The sequence below is a fragment of the Maribacter litopenaei genome, from assembly GCF_025244665.1.
Lineage (GTDB): Bacteria > Bacteroidota > Bacteroidia > Flavobacteriales > Flavobacteriaceae > Maribacter > Maribacter litopenaei.
Window position 1 is genome coordinate 1,480,422 of the sequence record NZ_CP104205.1, and the last position, 17,936, is coordinate 1,498,357.

Sequence of the window (17,936 nt, forward strand, 5' to 3'; positions counted from 1 at the left end):
TCCAAGGAAAGAGTGGAAAGGCCTGAATTCAAAGTATTAGAAACGTATTAAAATGCCATATCGAATACCTATAAGTTCATTATTTATTGTTTTGAACATTTTTATAATTACTGCACAGGAGGTGCTCACTATTGATGAGTCAGTAAAGTTGGCCTTAGAAAATAATTTTCAGATACGTACGGCCAAGAACGATTTGAAAGTCGATGAATATGGAGTTAGTTTGGGTTATGCAGGAATGCTGCCCTCTGTTCAAGCTAATATCACTGACAATAACAGGACTACTAATCTTTCCCAAGTGCGATTGGATGGAACCGTACAAGAACTGGACAATGCCGTAAACAATAGCCTAAATTATGGTGTAGCACTGGATTGGACACTTTTTGATGGTCTCAGAATGTTCGCGAATTACGAGCAACTAAAAGAAAACAGAAAATTAGGCGATGCGGAATTGAAACAGGTCATATTGACCACTGTAGGGGAGGTGATGATTACGTATTATGATTTGGTACAGCAACAGCAGCAACTTACCGCTTTGGATAGTACTATTTTGATTTCAAAACAACGGGTGGAATTGGCACAAAATAGGTTTACCATTGGGAAGGCCTCCAAATTGGAAGTTTTGAACGCCCAAGTGGATTTGAATACGGATGAAACCTTAATGCAGCGTCAAAAGGAACAATATGCCAATACAAAAATTCAATTGAACCAGCAATTGGCCCGTGACCTAGAGACCGATTTTAAGGTGGTACCTGAAATTTTTGTAGATGAATCCCTGCTTTTGGATGAACTTCAAACTATGGTCTTGAGCCAAAATCCCCAATTGTTGGCCTCTCAGATTAACAAGCGAATTTCGGAATTGGAATTAAAACAGATTAAGGCCGCTAGGTTGCCCACTATTACCGCTACCACGGGATATATTATTAGCGAATCTGAATCAAGTTTGGGATTTATCACTTCTTCCAATTCCAAAGGTTTCAGCTATGGCTTTGGCGCCACCTTGAACCTATTTGACGGCTTTACTCAAAACAGGGACGAGAAAATAGTGAAATTGCAGATAGAAAACTCGGAAGTGGCCATCGCCCAACGGAAGCAGGATTTATTGGCGACCTTGGGAACTACCTACCAAACCTACCTCACCAATGTGAGCCTTATCGAGCTAGAGGGAAACAATGAGGCTATTGCCAAGGAGAATTTGGACATTACTGTGGAAAAATATAGAATCGGTATTATACCTACCATTGAGTTTAGGACTGCCCAGTTAAATTATATCAATGCTAAGGTCAGGTTCAGTAATGCCAAATTTCAAGCAAAACTATCTGAAATCATCCTAAAGCAACTAGCAGGGAATTTATCCATTTAAATACTTGGCTTTTTTATAGTACTAGTCCATTACAAACTTAAACCCTCCGGTAATGATATAGGAGCTAAAGGTAGTATCACGGTCGTATTTGTAAAATTTAAGGTCGATACTTTTTAGTCCGAATTCCCAAATATGCATTTGGGTGAAAATGTCCGTATAGGAAACACCAAAGCCTAATTGATTGGCTTTGTATTCAGATAAATCATAGTCGGATGTATAGAACTCCTGAGTGGATAGGTGTGTTTCGTACCCACCAAAATAGTCCGCTGCGCTTTGATTGTAGAAACGATAGGAAGGATACAAGGTAAACTTATCAGAAATTTTGATAGGAACTTCCAAACTGGCGGTGTGTGAGTTAATGCCCCAATCATCAAAATAATACCGATAGAAAGTGCGAACCGTAATCAATTCATTCACAAACCAATTTAGCCTACCTCCCATAGCTACCTTAAACCTACTGTCAGGTAGTCTTTCCACATCATCTGCCAATTGAAAATCTTCGATGAAGGAATCCGCTACATCAATGAAATAAACACGTTGAAATGGGGTAGAAAGCAGTCCTTGCTGTTTTACAAAATCTAAAGCGAGCGAACCTTGAAGGTTTTTATGTAATATTTGGGAAAAGCCCAATCCTATCGAATAAGAGTTTCTGTTTGTTTTGTCGAATTCAGTAAAATTTGGATTATAATTTACGTTGCCGGTAATTTCAGTAGGTCTAAAAAAGCCAATCCCGTTGTTTCCAAAAGCTCTCAGCTCAAAGGGATAAATGGTGTTCCAAGAATCCAAATACACATTTGCGTTAACGCTTATCTCTGTATTCTTTTCATTGAAAAGCCTAGAGTAACTTCCTCCAAAGCCAAAAGAAAAATAATCATATTCAGAGGATACGGATAGCTTCCCGGAAACGATATTATTTCGGTCATCCGAACTATGCGAATAGGAACCGGTTAGATTGACCCATACATCCCCACTGGAAGCCCCGGAACTGGCCACAAATGGGTCTGCCCTTCGACCGCCATCGAAAGGATTAATATTACTTGATGATGCTGAAGTATAGGCGGATACACCGGCATCTATGGTAAGTACATCGTCGTCATTCAATGGGATGGAGACTACAAAGGTTCCAGTAGCATCGGTCAATTTTTCAGTACCAATACCCCCACTGACTGCGGCATTGTCCCCATCTTGGGAATAGTAGCTGGTAAGGAAATCAACTTCGGTAGTTTCCAAAACCCGCTTCTTATAGGTACTATGGTCACTTTGATCTTGGGCATTGGCAATAGCTGCACATAACGATAGGAATATGATCAAATAATTTCTAAGACTCGTCATAATCAATGTTGTCCGTTTTCAATTAGTTGCACCCGCAACCCCCTCCTGTTTTTCCACCATTGGCACCTGCCGCCGCTTCCCTGTAAGAATGCATGGTCGTAACATTGCGGTCACAGGGCTTGTCCGCCAAAATCATATCCGGGTCGTTGATATTTACTTTCTCGTATTCCTTAACCATTACACAGCTGCTAAAGGAGACAACCATTAAGGTCATCAACATCAATTTTTTTATCATAATTTATCTATTTCGATATTATCGGATTTTGAAATGTTTCCATTGTCATCAATTATAATACATTCCACTTTGGGCAGTTGATTGATTCTGTCCGGACCAATTTCTTTTCCCATGACAAAAACAGAGGTAGCCAAAGCATCCGCCAATTCGGCCTTGGGGGCAAATACGGTCACACTAATAATGCCCGTAGCCGGATATCCGGTTCGTGGGTCAATAATGTGAGCGTACCGTTTTCCTTTGAAGTTTACGTAACGTTCATAATCTCCTGATGTTACCACAGCACCGTCCGTTATAGGCAACAGGGCAAACACCTTGTTTTTGTCCATTGGGTTCGTAATGGCCACTTTCCGAAATTCCCCATTGGCCTGTTTTCCCCAAGTATTCATATCCCCGGAAGCATTTATGATACCCGCCACCACACCATGTTCCATCAACAATTGCTTTGCTTTGTCCGCGGCAAATCCTTTTCCTATTGCCCCAAAACCGATTTTCATGCCTTCCATTTTCAGAAAAACAGTCTGTTCTTCTCGGATTCAAAATAATATTTTGAAAACCGACCTTCGCTACCGATGCTGTTATTTCTTCTTCAGGCGGCATTTCCTTCATGCTGCCATCGAATTTCCAAATACGGTCCATAGAAGCATAACTGATATCAAAGGCACCATCCGTTAATTTTGAAATACCGATAGTTCTCTTGATCAATTCATATAGCTCCGATTCCACTTGCACAGGTTTAATCCCTGCATTTCTGTTAATCTCGGAAGTCTCGGGAATTTGGGTCCCAAGAGGATATCAATTTTTCTATTCGTGATATTTCATTGACCGCTAGATCAATATACTTATTTGCGTTGGCCGAATCATTTGCCACCACGGTAATGTCAAAACGGCTTCCCATCAACTTAAGCGTACGTTGATAGTTCTGCTGTGAAAAAATTACAGTAGAAGTCAAAAGAGCCCAAACAAAAATTATATTTCTCAAACTATTCCATAAAGGAATCCAAAAGCTGTATATATTCTTTTGGACTCATTTTTTTATAACTGGTCTCTCCCTGTACGTTGCCTTGCTCATCTAAAACAACCACAAAAGGAAAAATACCATTTTTGTTATATTGTTCGGCAAGCTTGGCATTTGCCTTGGCTTGGTCTTCAGGAAGGGCATTCAGTTTTTTTCTAGGAAAATCTGCCTGAAGCATTACATAATGGTCCTCGGCATATTTTTGAAATTCATCCGTACTCCAAACTTCCCGGTCCAATTTAATACAAGGGGCGCACCAATCAGAACCCTGGAATACCAAAATAATCGGCTTGTGATTCTCTCTAGCTATTTGTTGCGCCTTGCCAAAATTGGTTTGCCATTCTTGCGAAAGGGCCGATGTTATACCCACAAAGAAAAAAATGGAAAGCAAGTTTATTTTCAAGTTCATCTCTATTTTTATTAATCGCTTAGTCAATTAGTGTACCAAAAGCTTTCAATTAAAACCCAATTTTTTACTCCCCGATAAGGTTGTAGGTTCCTTTGGTTAAGAATTGGGTTTTTGGTGCAAAACTATCCGCCTCCTGTATTATGGAAAATCCATCATGCTCATCAGATACAGTAACTACTTTTTGTGAAAAATAATATGTGTCCCCTTCCTTTTTTTCCAGTACCAATACATTGGGGCTATCCTCAATGGTTACGATGGCCGTATTTGGCAAGGCCTTTTCCTGAATGTCTTCCGTTATAATGTTTGCTTCCACGAACATTCCCGTCAGGAAGTTTTCCTTTCCTTCCTCCTCTAAATGTCCATGTACCTTTATAGTCCTATTTTCGTCGATGGAGGTGCCTACCAAATGCACTTCAGCTTTAAAGGTCTCTTGAGAGGCCTCCGGTATAGTAAAGGTAATGCGTTGGCCCTTTTTCACTTTCATGATATCTTTCTCAAAAACAGAAAGTTCTAAATGAACATGGTCATTATCAATAATTTCCAAAATGGCCGAAGCTGGGGAAACATATGCTCCTTTTGTCACGTTTACCTTCGTAACACTTCCTGAAATGGGAGCCTTAACTGATACAGTTGAAACGATATTTCCATTTTTAACTTGTTCAGGGGAGATGTTTAGCATAATCAATTGCTTTTGCAATCCGGTATGCTTCGCCAAGGCAGATTTATATTCGCTTTCCGATTTCAAAAAATTCTTTTGTGATGTAATGTTCTCTTCGGACATGATCTTGTGTCTTTCATATTCAGCCTTTAAGTAGGAGAGCTGTTCGTTTACCTCCAAATACTGCTGCTGAAGGTTTACAAATTCGGATTCTCCAGGGTTACCAAGGTCTGTCCTTTGCTTACCTTGTCACCAATTAAAAATGGGGTTGTTTTAATATAACCTCCCATAGTGGCATTTACGACCGCTCTATTTTCCTGGTGGTACATCGATCATGCCGTTTACGCTTACACTAATTGGAAAAGACATTTCTTTAATACTTCCCATTTCCATGGCAAGTTGATCAAATTGTGCCTGTGATACTTCAATAAAGGGGGAACCTTCGGTATCCCCTTGGTTTTCTGCGGAGATTGTTCCTTCACCACAACTGGCAATGCCCAATAAAAGGGCAAACGATAGAAAATAATATATAAATGACTTCATGGTTTTCTGTTTATAAGGTTAAGTAATTAATGGCAATTACCGTGGAATTATATTCTTGTAGTTTATTCAGATATTCTAGCTTTACATCATAAGCACTCTCCAAACTCTGTATGTATTGGTAAAAGTCTATTTCTCCATTCTGAAAGCTACTATTGGCCATTTTCAGAATTTCATCGGATAATAGACCTCCCTCGTTCTCATAGTATTCCAAAGAATTTGAGAGCACTTGAAGTTGCTTTTTCAAAGTTGACAATCTTGTACTGAGCTGTATCTCGTAATTGGTATAAGCGGCTTCCGCACTTAGTTCCGCGATTTTAGCCGACTTCATCCTTGAAGCTTTGCCGCCAAACAACAACGGAATCTTTAGCCCTAACTGGTAACCATGAAGGTTTCCGTTGAGGCCATCATTGGTACCTTGAAAATATTCCACGCCAATGTCGGGAAGCAGTTGTTGATTTTCCGGATTTTTTTCGGCCCTTTTTAAGTCGATTTGATTTTGATAAAAAGAAATTTCCGGGCTCGATGAAACAGTTATATCTTCTAAAGGCACCTTTAAAATAGGCTCTTCAGCAATAGCAATGCTATCTTGTGATTGTACTATCTTCATCAAATTCTGATAGTTTATATCTACATTCCTCAAAGCCTCGGCATATTTAAGTTGTACTTGCCGCTGTTTTGACGTTGCCGTTATTTTTTCGAGATAATTGGTTTCACCTAATTCAAATCGCCTATCGGCTATATTGGAAAAGTTACCATAAAGACTATCCAATATTTGAAAAACATTGGCCATCTCCCTAGCTACCTGGTATTGGTAATAACCTGAAACTACAGACCTTTCCAAATTCTTTAATTGGATGTCATAATTGCTTTTGGAAATGTTATAATGCTCTTTGTTCACCCTTCTTTTGGAAAAGTAAACAGTTGGAAAACTGAAACTTTGGGCAACTCCAAAAACCTTTAAAGGCAAATTGTTTATTGCTAGGTTGTTCTCATCATAGGCATAGTACACATCAGTTTTATCGAAATCGAAGGCACTATTGACATAAGCGTCCGATTGTTCCATTTGTAATTGATATGCTCTCAGACCGGCATTGTTTTCAATCGCGATAGGTATCAAGGCCTCTAAATTTTTTGACGCCTCCTGTGATTTTAGATGACCTGACCCAAAAATAATCAACAAACCAATTATGAGGTTGGTTTGTTTTGAAAGATGTGTGCTTTTTCGTTTCTGATGACTGCTCAGATAGGAATACAATACTGGCAATACAACTAGTGTCAAAATAGTAGCGGTAATCAAGCCACCAATAACTACTGTTGCCAAAGGACGTTGCACTTCTGCTCCCGCATTCGTTGATATGGCCATAGGTAAAAATCCAAGGGCAGCAGCCGAGGCTGTCAGAAGTACGGCCCTAAGCCTATCTTTGGCTCCTTCTTTTATTAAATCGTTCATGTTATCAAATTTATTAGACGCCTTCAACTCTTTGAAATGTTCAATAAGTACAATACCATTAAGTACAGCGATACCAAAAAGAGCGATGAAACCGACCCCCGCTGAAATACTGAAGGGCAAACCCCGTATCCATAACAAGAGCACGCCACCTACAGCTGCCAAAGGAATGGCCGAATAAATCATTAGGGCTTCCTTAACTGATTTAAAAGCAAAATAAAGCAGTATAAAGATGAGTATCAGTGCAATTGGCACGGCAATCATCAATCTTGATTTTGCACTTTGTAGGTTTTCGAACTGGCCTCCATAGGTAATGGAATACCCCACTGGAAGTGTAATGTTCTCATCTATCAGTTTTCTAACATCGTCTACTACAGATTGCAAATCCCTGTTTCGAACGTTGATACCAACAACGATTCTTCTTCGGGTATCGTCCCGTGAAATTTTTGCAGCACCTTCTCGGTAGGTGATCTCTGCCAATTCACTTAAAGGGATTTTTCCTCCGGAAGGAAGATCCACATATAGGTTTTTGAGATTTTCAATGTCCTGGCGTTTTTTACTATCAAGCCTGATTACCAAATCAAATTTCTTTTCCCCTTCAAAAACGCTTCCTGCCGTCTTACCGGCAAATCCCATGGAAATCATATCGTTCAAATCCTGGATATTAACACCGTATCTAGCAATCTTGGTGCGATTGTATTTAACGTTCATTTCCGGTAGTCCCGCAATTTTTTCTACTGAAATATCGGCGGCACCCGGAACATCTTGAATTAGTTCACCTATTTCCTTTCCTTTTTTAGCAAGAATATCCAAGTTTTCACCAAAAACCTTGATAGCAATATCGGCACGTACCCCTGTTATGAGTTCGTTAAAACGCATTTCAATGGGCTGCGTGAATTCAACCTCCATTCCTGGAATTACAGCCAAGGCTTCTTTGAAACTATCGGCCAATTCATCTTTTGATTCCGCTGATGTCCATTCGTCCTTAGGTTTTAGTATAATGATTACATCGCTTTCCTCCATGGACATGGGGTCTGTAGGTACTTCTGCGGCACCAATTCGGTAACCACTTGCTTTACCTCGGGAAATTGTTTCAATAGGATATTTTCTATCTCAGTGGTGATTTCAACAGTGTTACTCAAGGAAGTACCCGTTTTTAGTACAGGTTGAATTACAAAATCCCCTTCATCCAATGTAGGAACAAATTCACCTCCCATAGACAAATACAATGAAACAGCAATAGCTAAAAGCGCCGCAGCAACCCCTAAAACCACTTTTTTACTTCGTAATGCCCAGTCTATAATAGGGTCGTACTTTTTCGTCAACCAATTCATTAGACGAACAGAGATGTTTTTATCAGTTGTTTTTGATGGTTTTAGAAAAAGGGAGGATACCACCGGAACATAGGTAAAACATAAAATCATGGCCCCAATTAAGGCAAAACTGAAGGTCAAAGCCATTGGCTTGAACATTTTGCCTTCCACCCCGCTCAGGGATAGTATGGGAATAAAAACAATTAGGATGATCAATTGACCAAAGATGGCAGAATTCATCATTTTAGTGGCACCAGTATAGGTAATACTATCCCTTAAATCTTGTTGTTCGCTTATAGTCAAACCGGCTAACTCGCTTCTTTTCTTGGTTACATTAAATGCAATAAATTCCACAATGATAACCGCACCATCGATAATGATTCCAAAATCAATGGCACCAAGGCTCATCAAGTTGGCATCCACACCAAAAATATACATCAACGAAAGGGCAAATAATAAACATAGTGGTATGACCGATGCTACCACGAGACCTGACCTAAAATTCCCTAATAACAATACCACCACAAAAATAACGATCAAACATCCAAGGATAAGGTTTTCGGTTACTGTGAACGTCGTTTTGGCAATAAGTTCGCTACGATCCAAAAATGCATTGATATAAACACCTTCTGGTAGTGATTTGGAAATACTCGCAACACGTTCCTTTACCGCTTCGATAACCTTTTTTGAATTGGCATCCTTTAGCATCATCACTTGGCCTAAAACCTTTTCACCTTCGCCGTTTCCTGTGATGGCACCAAATCGGGTTGCATTGCCAAAACCTACTTGGGCTACATCTTTTATATAGATGGGAACCCCATCGTTATTTTTAACAACGATGTTTTCTATGTCCTTTAGGGAGTTTACCAAACCTTCACCTCTGATAAAAAAGGCCTGGTTCACTTTTTCTATATATCCACCTCCAGCTACACTGTTATTCGTTTCTACCGCGGTAAACACCTCCTGCGCACTAATGTTCATGGCGTTTAGTTTCTCGGTATTAATAGCTACTTCGTATTGCTTTAAAAAACCGCCCCAAGTATTGACTTCTACCACGCCAGGAATCCCGGATAGTTGCCTTTTCACGACCCAATCCTGAATGGTTCTCAGGTCTTCCGCGGAATATTGATCTTTATATTCCGGTCTTACGTCTAATATATATTGGTAGATTTCTCCCAAACCTGTGGTTATTGGCCCCATTTCGGAGTGCCGAAATTGGAGGGGATTTTTTCAGAGGCCGATTTTATTTTTTCGGCTATTAATTGTCTCGGGCAAATAGGTACCCAGGTCATCCTCAAAAACAATAGTTACCACGGAAAGTCCAAATTTGGATACGGATCGAATCTCGGTCACACCGGGTAAATTCGCCATTTCTAATTCAACAGGATAGGTGATAAACTGCTCAATATCTTGGGTGGATAAATTTCTTGAGGTCGTGATCACCTGCACTTGGTTATTGGTCACGTCCGGGACCGCACCAATGGGAATTTTTGTAAGGGAATAAATTCCAAAACCTATAATGAAACAAGTAAAAAGAAGTACAATAAACTTGTTCTTTATACTGAAATTAATAATATGTGATAGCATATGTCATAAAATAATCAACATTAAAATTGTCCGAATTAGGTAATTCGGAATCGAAGTGTAATCTGATTAATTTATGAATACCGGGGCGGTTGTAGCAATCCTTTGGTGTGTGAGGAAGAAGAGGGTGGTTGATAATAAAAATTTGCGGCATTGTACTCCATAATCATTTGGGTCTCCAATTCGGAGTCCAACGGATCGGTAGTATAGGCCACAATGGAGCTTAAGTGGCAATGGTGCTGAAAGGGCAATTGTTCATGATCTTCTTTTTCTTCCTGATGTTCTTTTTCATGCGCCGCTTTCAGTTCTCCATAATGTTTTGATATAAAAACAAGTACGTTGTCTCCGTATTGTTCACTATGAAATTTGGCATGCTCGATGAATTCATCGATCTGGACTAAATCATCTGAATGAAGACCAATACTTTGTAATAGGATTACAAAGGACATTACTATGGAAAATAATTTGCTCACCGTAAGCAAATTTAAAGAAAGACTATAAAAATATGAATACCAACTTGTTAAATGGAATCAGTCTAAATTTAAGGAGTGAAGTATGCAATAACGTAAATGGATGTTGATAAATTCCATAAAATGGTAATTGTGAAACTAAAGTCAACTTTTATTTTTGCGGACTTTTAGTCGTATGGATAAATTAAAAGTTGGAGACAAAGTGTATAATACGAGGCAAAATGGATTTGCAGACTTTGTACGATACTCATTTTCCGAGGTAATTTCTTTGACGAAAACACTGGCCATCTTGAAAAATGGTATCCGTTTAATAAATCAACCAAAGACCTCCTATATTACTGAAGATATTGGCTATTCCGTATCTAGAAACAGGGGCACTCACTGGCACTTGGTCTCTTTGGAGGCCATAAGAAAAGCACAAATTGAGAACGAAAAAATTACGGCCCACGATTGGTTCCAAGAAAAGAAGTTTACTAATGACGAAAAACTAGAAATCTACCGTCACTTTAAATCCAAACTAAAATAAGTATCTTCTCAATCTAAAATGTAAGTATGCCAGGTTTTGAATTATTTGGGGAAAAGGAAAGGCAAAGTGTAAACGATGTTCGGACACGACTGTCTTGATGCGCTATGGCTTTGATAGTGCCCGCAAGGGACATTGGAAAGCCAAAGAATTGGAGGAAGCAATATCCAAAAGAATGCAATCCAAATATGCTCAATTGGTTAGTAGTGGTACCGCGGCCCTAACAGTGGCTTTGGTTAGCGCCGGTGTTGGCGCAGGGGATGAAGTAATTATGCCAACCTTTACATTTGTGGCCAGTTTTGAGTCGATTTTGGCGATAGGGGCCATTCCGATCCTTGTAGATGTAGATGAGACCCTGACCCTAAATCCTTCATCGGTTGAAAAGGCCATAACTAAAAACACGAAGGTGGTCATGCCAGTTCATATGTGTGGATCTATGGCCGACTTAAAAGCCTTAAAGACAATTTGCGAAAAGTATAACCTCATTCTTTTAGAGGATGCCTGTCAGGCAATTGGTGGTAGTTTTGAAGGAAAGCCTTTGGGAAGTTATGGCGACCTGGGTTGTTTTTCCTTTGATTATGTAAAAACGATAACCTGCGGTGAAGGTGGTGCTTTGATTACTAATAATTTGGAATATTATAAAAATGCAGATCACTATTCAGATCATGGACATGATCATGTTGGGAACAACCGAGGAGCGGAAACCCATCCATTCTTGGGATATAACTTTCGAATTTCCGAACTAAATGCTGCTGTAGGATGTGCTCAGATTCGAAGACTGGATGAATTCTTGGAAATCCAGGAAAACAATTATAATATTCTTTATAAGGCCTTATCCGATGTTGATGGTATTAGTTTCAGAAGAATCCCAAAAGGTGGAATTCAGAATTATTCTTTTTTGAACTTTTTCCTTCCAACTGAGGTATTGACCAGAAGAGCCCACAAAGCCCTAGGTGATGGGGGAGTGGATGCTTGTTTCTACTGGTACGATAACAATTGGCATTATTATAGGAAATGGGAGCATCTTATAAATCTGACTTCTTTGGGAAAGTTGCCCGATGACATCAATAAAAACATGCCTGATTACTCCAAGTCTGATTTTTCCGAATCTGACAAATGGATTAGTATGGATCATTTCCAGTCTAATTAAATTAAGTTGGACGGAAACCGAAGTACGGCAGAGAGCCAATAGAATGGCCGAAATTATAAAACAGATTATGCTTTAACTTAATAGGAAACGTATTCTACAATTTCCAAACCATAACCTACAATGCCTACCCTCTTAGATTGTTGACTATTTGTTAGCAATCTCAATTTTGAAATGTCCAAATCGTGGAGTATCTGAGCACCAATCCCAAAATCCTTGGCATCCATTTCTATTTTTGGCGCCTTATAAACCCCTTCTTTTTGAAGTTCCTTTAATTCTGAAAGTCTTGATAAAAGATTCATGGACTCCATATCTTGGTTGATAAAAACTATGGCCCCCTTACCTTCTTGATTTACGGCCTTGAACATATTTTCCAATTGGGAATCCACACTATTGGTAAGAGTTCCAAGAATGTCATTGTTCACCGAGTGGAATTGATTCTGGTCAATACTTTGTCACCCGAGACTCCAGGAACCTTTTGTTAAGGCGAGATGCACATGATTATTGGTGGTCTGCTTATATGCTCTTAGTCTAAAATCACCAAATCTGGTTGTAATGGTAAAATCAAGTTCCTTATGGATAAGGCTATCATGCTCCATGCGATAGGCCACCAAATCCTCAATAGACACTATTTTTAAATCAAATCTTCCGGCAACCTCCATCAATTGGGGAAGACGGGCCATACTACCATCCTCATTCATGATTTCGACGATTACCCCAGCAGGTTTTAATCCGGCAAGTCGAGCAAAATCAATAGCGGCTTCAGTATGTCCAGTTCTTCTAAGTACACCACCTTCTTTAGCCACTAGAGGAAAGATATGTCCTGGTCTCGGCAAAATCATGGGGCTTAATTGTATCATCGGTAAGTGCACAGACAGTTTTTGACCTGTCCGACGCAGATATACCCGTAGTGACACCTTGTCCCCTTAAATCAATCGAAACAGTAAATGCAGTTTCCAAAGGATCCGTATTGTTATTGACCATTCGGTGCAACCCGAGGTATTCACACCTTCCTTCCGTAAGAGGAGCGCAAATGAGACCTCTACCATGGGTAGCCATAAAATTAATGGTTTCAGGAGTGGCGAGTTCCGCGGCGGCTAAAAAGTCTCCTTCATTCTCCCTGTTTTCATCATCAACTACGATAATGACCTTTCCGTTACGGATATCCTCAATGGCCTCCTCTATCGTATTCAACTTTATTTCATCTGTTAGATTAGATGTCATTACCTCCATTTTTCTTTTTTTTCTTAAAAAGGTTTTTGAAAAAATCCGTTATTACTCCAAAGCTCATCAGACCTTTATCTTCGGTAGCTCTTTTAGTCAAGAAAATACTTAAAGGCAACATTATCAAAGTCGATAACCAAGCCCCCAACATTGGGTGAATATTTCCTTCTTTGGCGTAATTGCCTGCAAATACACCAATAAAATAATACACCAAAAATAATACAATTGCGATAACCATGGGAAGTCCCAAACCTCCTTTTCTAATGATGGCCCCTAGGGGCGCCCCAACAAAAAACAATATAATGCATGAAAATGCCAATGCATATTTATTATGCATAGACAGAATGTGCATGTTATAAATCTTATAGCGTTTCTGCATTTCCTCTTTTTTGCCGCTAACAGAATTTAAAACGTTGGTAGTGGCATTTTTTGCTGAATTTATTATTTGCATTTTAAGATAAAAAGGGAAAAGATGGAATATATCCTCCTTTATAGAATCTTGTTTCGAAGGATTATTTTTTAGAACCGCCAATTTTATTTGCCTAATAGAGTCCTGACTAATTTGTAATGGTGTTTTTATTTTTGAAGTATCGCTCGGGTCTAGCGGTTGGAACATTCCCATTCTATTTCCAATACTCTTTGAGAATGCCCTGACGATTTTATAATTATCATTCCTCAGTGAATCAATATCCTTTCGCAAGCGGGATATATTTTTCATTTTATCCGTACTAATATCCTGTTCCGCCTCTAAATCCTCATTGTTCAATTCCGGGATTTCAATATTCATAATGTAAGTATCAAAATCCGCCTTTGCATGAGGATATTTAAGCTTATTGTTTTTTGATTCTACATCGTCATAATAATGGCCGTCCTTTAAAATCAATTGTACAATATCAGAATCTTCGCTGCTCACCAATTCTCCTTGCTTAGATTTTATAACAACATTGTTCTGGTTTCTATTATTTTTTTGATGGATAATGACATTTCTAAGGTATCGGTCATTGTCACCATATTTTTCATCGACCTTTATATTCATCCCTTCAAAATCGCTAAACACACCTTCTGCCACTACTGCAGCTGGTTTTACCTTGGCAATATTTTTTCTAAGATTGTATATTTTACGTTGTGATAGGGGAATAACGGAATTTGCAAAAAAGAACGTAAGTCCACCAAGAAGGGTCACAAAAATTATCAAGCTTAGCATGGCCCTTTGAAGTGAAATACCGGACGCCTTCATTGCCGCAAACTCGTAATTTTCCGCAAAGGCCCCAAATGTCAAGATAGAGGAGAGGAGCACTGTTAACGGCAGTACTTTCTCCGTAAGATCTGGCATAAGATAGAAAAGGAATTTCCCGATTATGATGATATCCAAACCCTTGCCGGCCAAATCATCTATAAAAAGCCAAATCGTTTGAAATATGAAGATAAACATCAATATTACAAACGAACTGACAAAATTATAGGTAAACCTGGATAATATATACCGGTCTAATATTCTCAATGGTTTTAATTTCTTAAGATGTAGTACCCTTCATCTTTATATTTGGCCTCGTCAAAATTAAACAAGGTGGAGGATAAAGGCTGATTTGTTTTAAAAGAATTAACAGTAATGGTAGTTTTCGTGCCATTCTTTCCAGTTTCAATAAGCCTATAAATATGTTTGGTACCCATATCAATGCCCAATAATCTAGATTTGATTTCGGTATTGGAGTCTATTGGGGTCAGTTTCACATATTGGATTTTTCTTCCTTGTACGTTTTGAAGAATATCCCACTCATAATTATGACCCTCCTTATAGAAAGTCAACATTTTTGAAGGTGTCATCGCGTCTTCATCTTCGGACTGATCCTCAATGGTAACTTCTTCATTTTCGGGAACGATGGTATATACTTTTCTACCATCATAAAGTTGTTTTGAACCTAAATAGTTGAATACATACTTGTCACCCGCAAGCGTAACATCTCCTCTGGTTTCCTGATTAATTCCAGCTTCTGCATTCTTAAGATCGAATTTGAAGTCAACAAAGATATTATCATAACTTTTTACCTTATTGTATACTTCGTCTAACAATGACTTGGCTTTTTCAGGTGTTTGGGCACTTAACATATTTGCCGATAAGACTATAGCCAATACAAGTAGTACTTTTTTCATTTTTTCTCTCATTTTAAAATTTTCACCATTACCCTTAAAGTTTAACTTTTTAGTGGGCATGACTTGATATTTTCATTTATTAATGCCTATTAAGGGCTTTCATTATCCAATAATTGTTGCAGTGATGCCATGTCCGGAATCAAGACCTGTCTCGCTTTACTTCCTTCAAAGGGGCCAACAATGCCAGCTGCCTCAAGTTGATCTATAATTCGTCCTGCACGATTATAACCAAGCTTTAACTTTCGTTGAATTAACGAGGCGGAACCTTGTTGTGCTATTACGATTACTTCTGCCGCTTCCCTAAACATTTTATCTCTGTCCTCAATATCGTAATCAACACTCGTGCCGAATCTTCTCCAACATATTCAGGAAGTTCATGCGCCTCGGGATACGCCCTTTGTGAACCAATATATTCCGTTATTTTGGCCACTTCGGAGTATCTACAAAAGCACATTGAATACGAGTGACATCATTGCCTTGGGTGTACAACATATCACCCCTTCCAATTAATTGATCTGCTCCTTGCGCATCCAAAATAGTTCTTGAGTCGATTTTTGACGTAACCCGGAATGCGATCCTGGCCGGAAAGTTTGCCTTGATTATACCGGTAATAACGTTTACCGAAGGTCTTTGTGTAGCCACTATAAGATGTATACCAATAGCCCTAGCCAATTGGGCCAATCTCGCTATGGGGGTTTCAACTTCCTTGCCGGCTGTCATAATTAGGTCGGCGAACTCATCTATGACCAATACGATGTAAGGAAGGTATTTATGACCGTCGTTCGGATTTAATTTGCGCGCCTTGAATTTGGTGTTGTATTCCTTTAAGTTACGCACCATGGCCAATTTCAACAGTTCATATCTGTTGTCCATCTCAATACACAGTGAATTAAGGGTATTTATAACCTTGGTATTATCCGTGATAATTGCCTCTTCGGAATCTGGAAGTTTGGCCAAAAAGTGTCGTTCTATTTTATTGTAAAGCGTAAGTTCCACTTTCTTGGGGTCTACCAAAATGAACTTAACCTCGGCGGGATGTTTTTTATATAAAAGTGAAGTTAATACGGCATTTAATCCAACCGATTTACCCTGGCCAGTAGCACCAGCCATCAATAAATGGGGCATTTTTGCAAGGTCAACTACAAACGTTTCATTACTGATTGTTTTCCCAAATGCAATAGGTAGTTCCATTTCAGCTTTTTGGAACTTGCTTGATGCTATGACCGAACGCATTGAAACAACGGTCGCGTTTTTGTTGGGAACTTCAATACCGATAGTCCCTTTCCCTGGAATTGGGGCAATGATTCTAATACCCAGTGCCGCAAGGGACAAGGCAATATCATCCTCTAAGTTCTTTATTTTGGAAATTCGTATACCGGCATCTCGGAACTATTTCATAAAGTGTTACCGTAGGGCCAATGGTAGCCTTTATTTGGGCAATCCCTATTTTATAATTTTTGAGGGTTTCAACAATTTTGTCCTTATTTTCCTCAAGCTCTTCTTGATTAATGGTAATTCCTCCGGTAACACCATGGGCATCCAATAAATCAATATTAGGAAATTTGTAGTTTCCCAGTTCTAGTGTGGGATCAAACTCACCAAAATCGTCCACCAATTTACTGGCCAAAACATCTATTTCTTCTGGTTCTTCTACTATTTGCTCAACTTCCATGGCCAATTCCTCTTCCTCCTCTTTAGGAACTGAAACTTTAAAGTCATCATCTTCTTTATCCAAATGTGGTATTTCCTCTTTGTGGGTGTAAGTATCAATGATTACTTGGTCCTCATCTTCGGAACTTGTTAGAGTATCTTCCTCGTTCGGTTCAGTATCGCTATCTTTTTTGGAAGGTTTAAAGTCTGCAGAAAGTTCACTTTTCTTAGATCTAACATATTCGGCGATACCTTCAGGAGTTAGATTGAATAGACGAACAAGGATGAAAACCAAACCAAAAACCAATAGCAACAATACTCCAATCTTTCCAGTATAATCTTGAAGAAAATCGTTCATTTCATAACCTACAAGCCCTCCTAGCAATGGGCTTTCAGCAGCGAAGAAACCAAAGGCTATTGAAAACCAAATAAGGAACAAGAGCCCCCATATCCATTTCTTTACCAATCCTTTTTTGTTCAATCCAAGGAACATATATATTCCAGTTAGGCATAGTAAAAAAGGGATAATCAAAGAAGCAATCCCAAATCCCTTATAAACAAAGAAATGACTTATACTAGCCCCAAATTTGTTGAGAAGGTTTTTGGCTTCCTCATTTCTATTCTTGAACTCGGTCAATAAACTTTGATCATGCTCCCAGGTAAAATAAAAAGAGACAAACGAAAAGAATAGGGCTATACTAAAGAGTATTAGAAGACTACCCAAGATAATCTTATTCTGTTTGGATATCCTAAAAGGATTCTTTTTCTTAGTAGATGTAGCCTTTGGCTTTGATTTGGATGCCTTTTTTGCCATGTAAACTCTATTACGGGGGCAAAAATACAAATTTACCCCCTAAGCCTTCTTGCTATTGTTT

At 39.0% G+C, this 17,936-nt stretch carries 13 protein-coding genes and 5 pseudogenes; 3 read left to right on the forward strand and 15 right to left on the reverse strand.

Annotation, left to right across the window (positions count from 1 at the left end):
* Window positions 1–52: 52 nt before the first annotated feature.
* Complete coding sequence (locus NYZ99_RS07860) at window positions 53–1,360, forward strand: TolC family protein (RefSeq protein ID WP_260574751.1); 1,308 nt, start codon at window positions 53–55, stop codon at window positions 1,358–1,360.
* Window positions 1,361–1,381: 21 nt separating this feature from the next.
* Here NYZ99_RS07860 and NYZ99_RS07865 read toward each other — a convergent pair whose 3' ends face one another.
* The 10 genes and pseudogenes from NYZ99_RS07865 to NYZ99_RS07910 form a co-directional block, all read right to left on the reverse strand.
* Window positions 1,382–2,692: a DUF3570 domain-containing protein gene (locus NYZ99_RS07865; protein WP_260574752.1), complete on the reverse strand. Its 1,311-nt coding sequence runs from the start codon at window positions 2,690–2,692 to the stop codon at window positions 1,382–1,384.
* 22 nt (window positions 2,693–2,714) lie between these two features.
* On the reverse strand, window positions 2,715–2,927 hold the full coding sequence (locus NYZ99_RS07870; RefSeq protein ID WP_260574754.1) for a DUF4266 domain-containing protein: 213 nt from the start codon (window positions 2,925–2,927) through the stop codon (window positions 2,715–2,717).
* A pseudogene (locus NYZ99_RS07875) lies at window positions 2,924–3,822 on the reverse strand (FAD:protein FMN transferase). The gene NYZ99_RS07870 and the pseudogene NYZ99_RS07875 overlap by 4 nt, the downstream one beginning before the upstream one ends.
* Before the next feature lie 85 nt (window positions 3,823–3,907).
* Entirely contained in the window at window positions 3,908–4,351 is a 444-nt protein-coding gene (locus tag NYZ99_RS07880) for a thioredoxin family protein (RefSeq protein WP_260574755.1), read from the reverse strand.
* Between the two features lie 64 nt (window positions 4,352–4,415).
* The gene (locus NYZ99_RS07885; protein WP_420845200.1) at window positions 4,416–5,189 is read right to left on the reverse strand and encodes an efflux RND transporter periplasmic adaptor subunit; all 774 of its coding nucleotides are present in this window, start codon (window positions 5,187–5,189) and stop codon (window positions 4,416–4,418) included.
* Window positions 5,190–5,206: 17 nt separating this feature from the next.
* The gene (locus tag NYZ99_RS07890) at window positions 5,207–5,338 is read right to left on the reverse strand and encodes a hypothetical protein (protein ID WP_260574756.1); all 132 of its coding nucleotides are present in this window, start codon (window positions 5,336–5,338) and stop codon (window positions 5,207–5,209) included.
* Window positions 5,319–5,552 (reverse strand): hypothetical protein, encoded by a 234-nt coding sequence (locus NYZ99_RS07895; protein ID WP_260574757.1) that lies wholly within the window; start codon window positions 5,550–5,552, stop codon window positions 5,319–5,321. Before NYZ99_RS07895 ends, NYZ99_RS07890 begins: the two co-directional genes overlap by 20 nt.
* 10 nt (window positions 5,553–5,562) lie before the next feature.
* Window positions 5,563–8,022 (reverse strand): efflux RND transporter permease subunit, encoded by a 2,460-nt coding sequence (locus tag NYZ99_RS21635; RefSeq protein ID WP_338039392.1) that lies wholly within the window; start codon window positions 8,020–8,022, stop codon window positions 5,563–5,565.
* Window positions 8,004–9,899 (reverse strand): annotated as a pseudogene (locus NYZ99_RS21640) (efflux RND transporter permease subunit). The gene NYZ99_RS21635 and the pseudogene NYZ99_RS21640 overlap by 19 nt, the downstream one beginning before the upstream one ends.
* Window positions 9,900–9,970: 71 nt before the next feature.
* Window positions 9,971–10,369, reverse strand: coding sequence for a hypothetical protein (locus NYZ99_RS07910; protein ID WP_260574758.1), 399 nt, complete (start codon window positions 10,367–10,369; stop codon window positions 9,971–9,973).
* A 172-nt stretch (window positions 10,370–10,541) separates the two neighbouring features.
* On the opposite strand from NYZ99_RS07910, the gene NYZ99_RS07915 reads away from it, so the two are divergent.
* Both NYZ99_RS07915 and NYZ99_RS07920 read left to right on the forward strand, forming a co-directional pair.
* Window positions 10,542–10,892, forward strand: coding sequence for a pyruvate kinase (locus NYZ99_RS07915; RefSeq protein WP_260574759.1), 351 nt, complete (start codon window positions 10,542–10,544; stop codon window positions 10,890–10,892).
* Between the two features lie 26 nt (window positions 10,893–10,918).
* Window positions 10,919–12,115: pseudogene (locus NYZ99_RS07920) on the forward strand (DegT/DnrJ/EryC1/StrS family aminotransferase).
* Window position 12,116: 1 nt separating this feature from the next.
* Here NYZ99_RS07920 and NYZ99_RS07925 read toward each other — a convergent pair.
* The 5 genes and pseudogenes from NYZ99_RS07925 to NYZ99_RS07940 form a co-directional block, all read right to left on the reverse strand.
* Window positions 12,117–12,896: pseudogene (locus tag NYZ99_RS07925) on the reverse strand (3,4-dihydroxy-2-butanone-4-phosphate synthase).
* The gene (locus NYZ99_RS22865) at window positions 12,835–13,260 is read right to left on the reverse strand and encodes a 3,4-dihydroxy-2-butanone-4-phosphate synthase (protein ID WP_420845201.1); all 426 of its coding nucleotides are present in this window, start codon (window positions 13,258–13,260) and stop codon (window positions 12,835–12,837) included. The pseudogene NYZ99_RS07925 and the gene NYZ99_RS22865 overlap by 62 nt, the downstream one beginning before the upstream one ends.
* A complete protein-coding gene (locus tag NYZ99_RS07930) occupies window positions 13,250–14,692 on the reverse strand; it encodes an LptF/LptG family permease (protein ID WP_420845202.1) in 1,443 nt (480 codons plus the stop codon). The genes NYZ99_RS22865 and NYZ99_RS07930 overlap by 11 nt, the downstream gene beginning before the upstream one ends.
* 74 nt (window positions 14,693–14,766) lie before the next feature.
* Entirely contained in the window at window positions 14,767–15,411 is a 645-nt protein-coding gene (lolA1, locus tag NYZ99_RS07935; protein WP_260574760.1) for an outer membrane lipoprotein periplasmic chaperone LolA1, read from the reverse strand.
* 89 nt (window positions 15,412–15,500) lie between these two features.
* Window positions 15,501–17,875 (reverse strand): annotated as a pseudogene (locus NYZ99_RS07940) (FtsK/SpoIIIE family DNA translocase).
* Window positions 17,876–17,936: the final 61 nt, after the last annotated feature.

Excerpts from the sequence above, each read along its gene's own strand:
- NYZ99_RS07865 (WP_260574752.1), bottom strand. The coding sequence starts at position 2,692 with ATGACGAGTCTTAGAAATTATTTGATCATATTCCTATCGTTATGTGCA.
- NYZ99_RS07870 (WP_260574754.1), bottom strand. The coding sequence starts at position 2,927 with ATGATAAAAAAATTGATGTTGATGACCTTAATGGTTGTCTCCTTTAGC.
- NYZ99_RS07895 (WP_260574757.1), bottom strand. The coding sequence starts at position 5,552 with ATGAAGTCATTTATATATTATTTTCTATCGTTTGCCCTTTTATTGGGC.
- NYZ99_RS07880 (WP_260574755.1), bottom strand. The coding sequence starts at position 4,351 with ATGAACTTGAAAATAAACTTGCTTTCCATTTTTTTCTTTGTGGGTATA.
- NYZ99_RS21635 (WP_338039392.1), bottom strand. The coding sequence starts at position 8,022 with ATGGAGGAAAGCGATGTAATCATTATACTAAAACCTAAGGACGAATGG.
- NYZ99_RS07890 (WP_260574756.1), bottom strand. The coding sequence starts at position 5,338 with ATGTACCACCAGGAAAATAGAGCGGTCGTAAATGCCACTATGGGAGGT.
- NYZ99_RS07930 (WP_420845202.1), bottom strand. The coding sequence starts at position 14,692 with ATGTTTATCTTCATATTTCAAACGATTTGGCTTTTTATAGATGATTTG.
- NYZ99_RS22865 (WP_420845201.1), bottom strand. The coding sequence starts at position 13,260 with ATGACATCTAATCTAACAGATGAAATAAAGTTGAATACGATAGAGGAG.
- lolA1 (WP_260574760.1), bottom strand. The coding sequence starts at position 15,411 with ATGAAAAAAGTACTACTTGTATTGGCTATAGTCTTATCGGCAAATATG.
- NYZ99_RS07860 (WP_260574751.1), top strand. The coding sequence starts at position 53 with ATGCCATATCGAATACCTATAAGTTCATTATTTATTGTTTTGAACATT.
- NYZ99_RS07915 (WP_260574759.1), top strand. The coding sequence starts at position 10,542 with ATGGATAAATTAAAAGTTGGAGACAAAGTGTATAATACGAGGCAAAAT.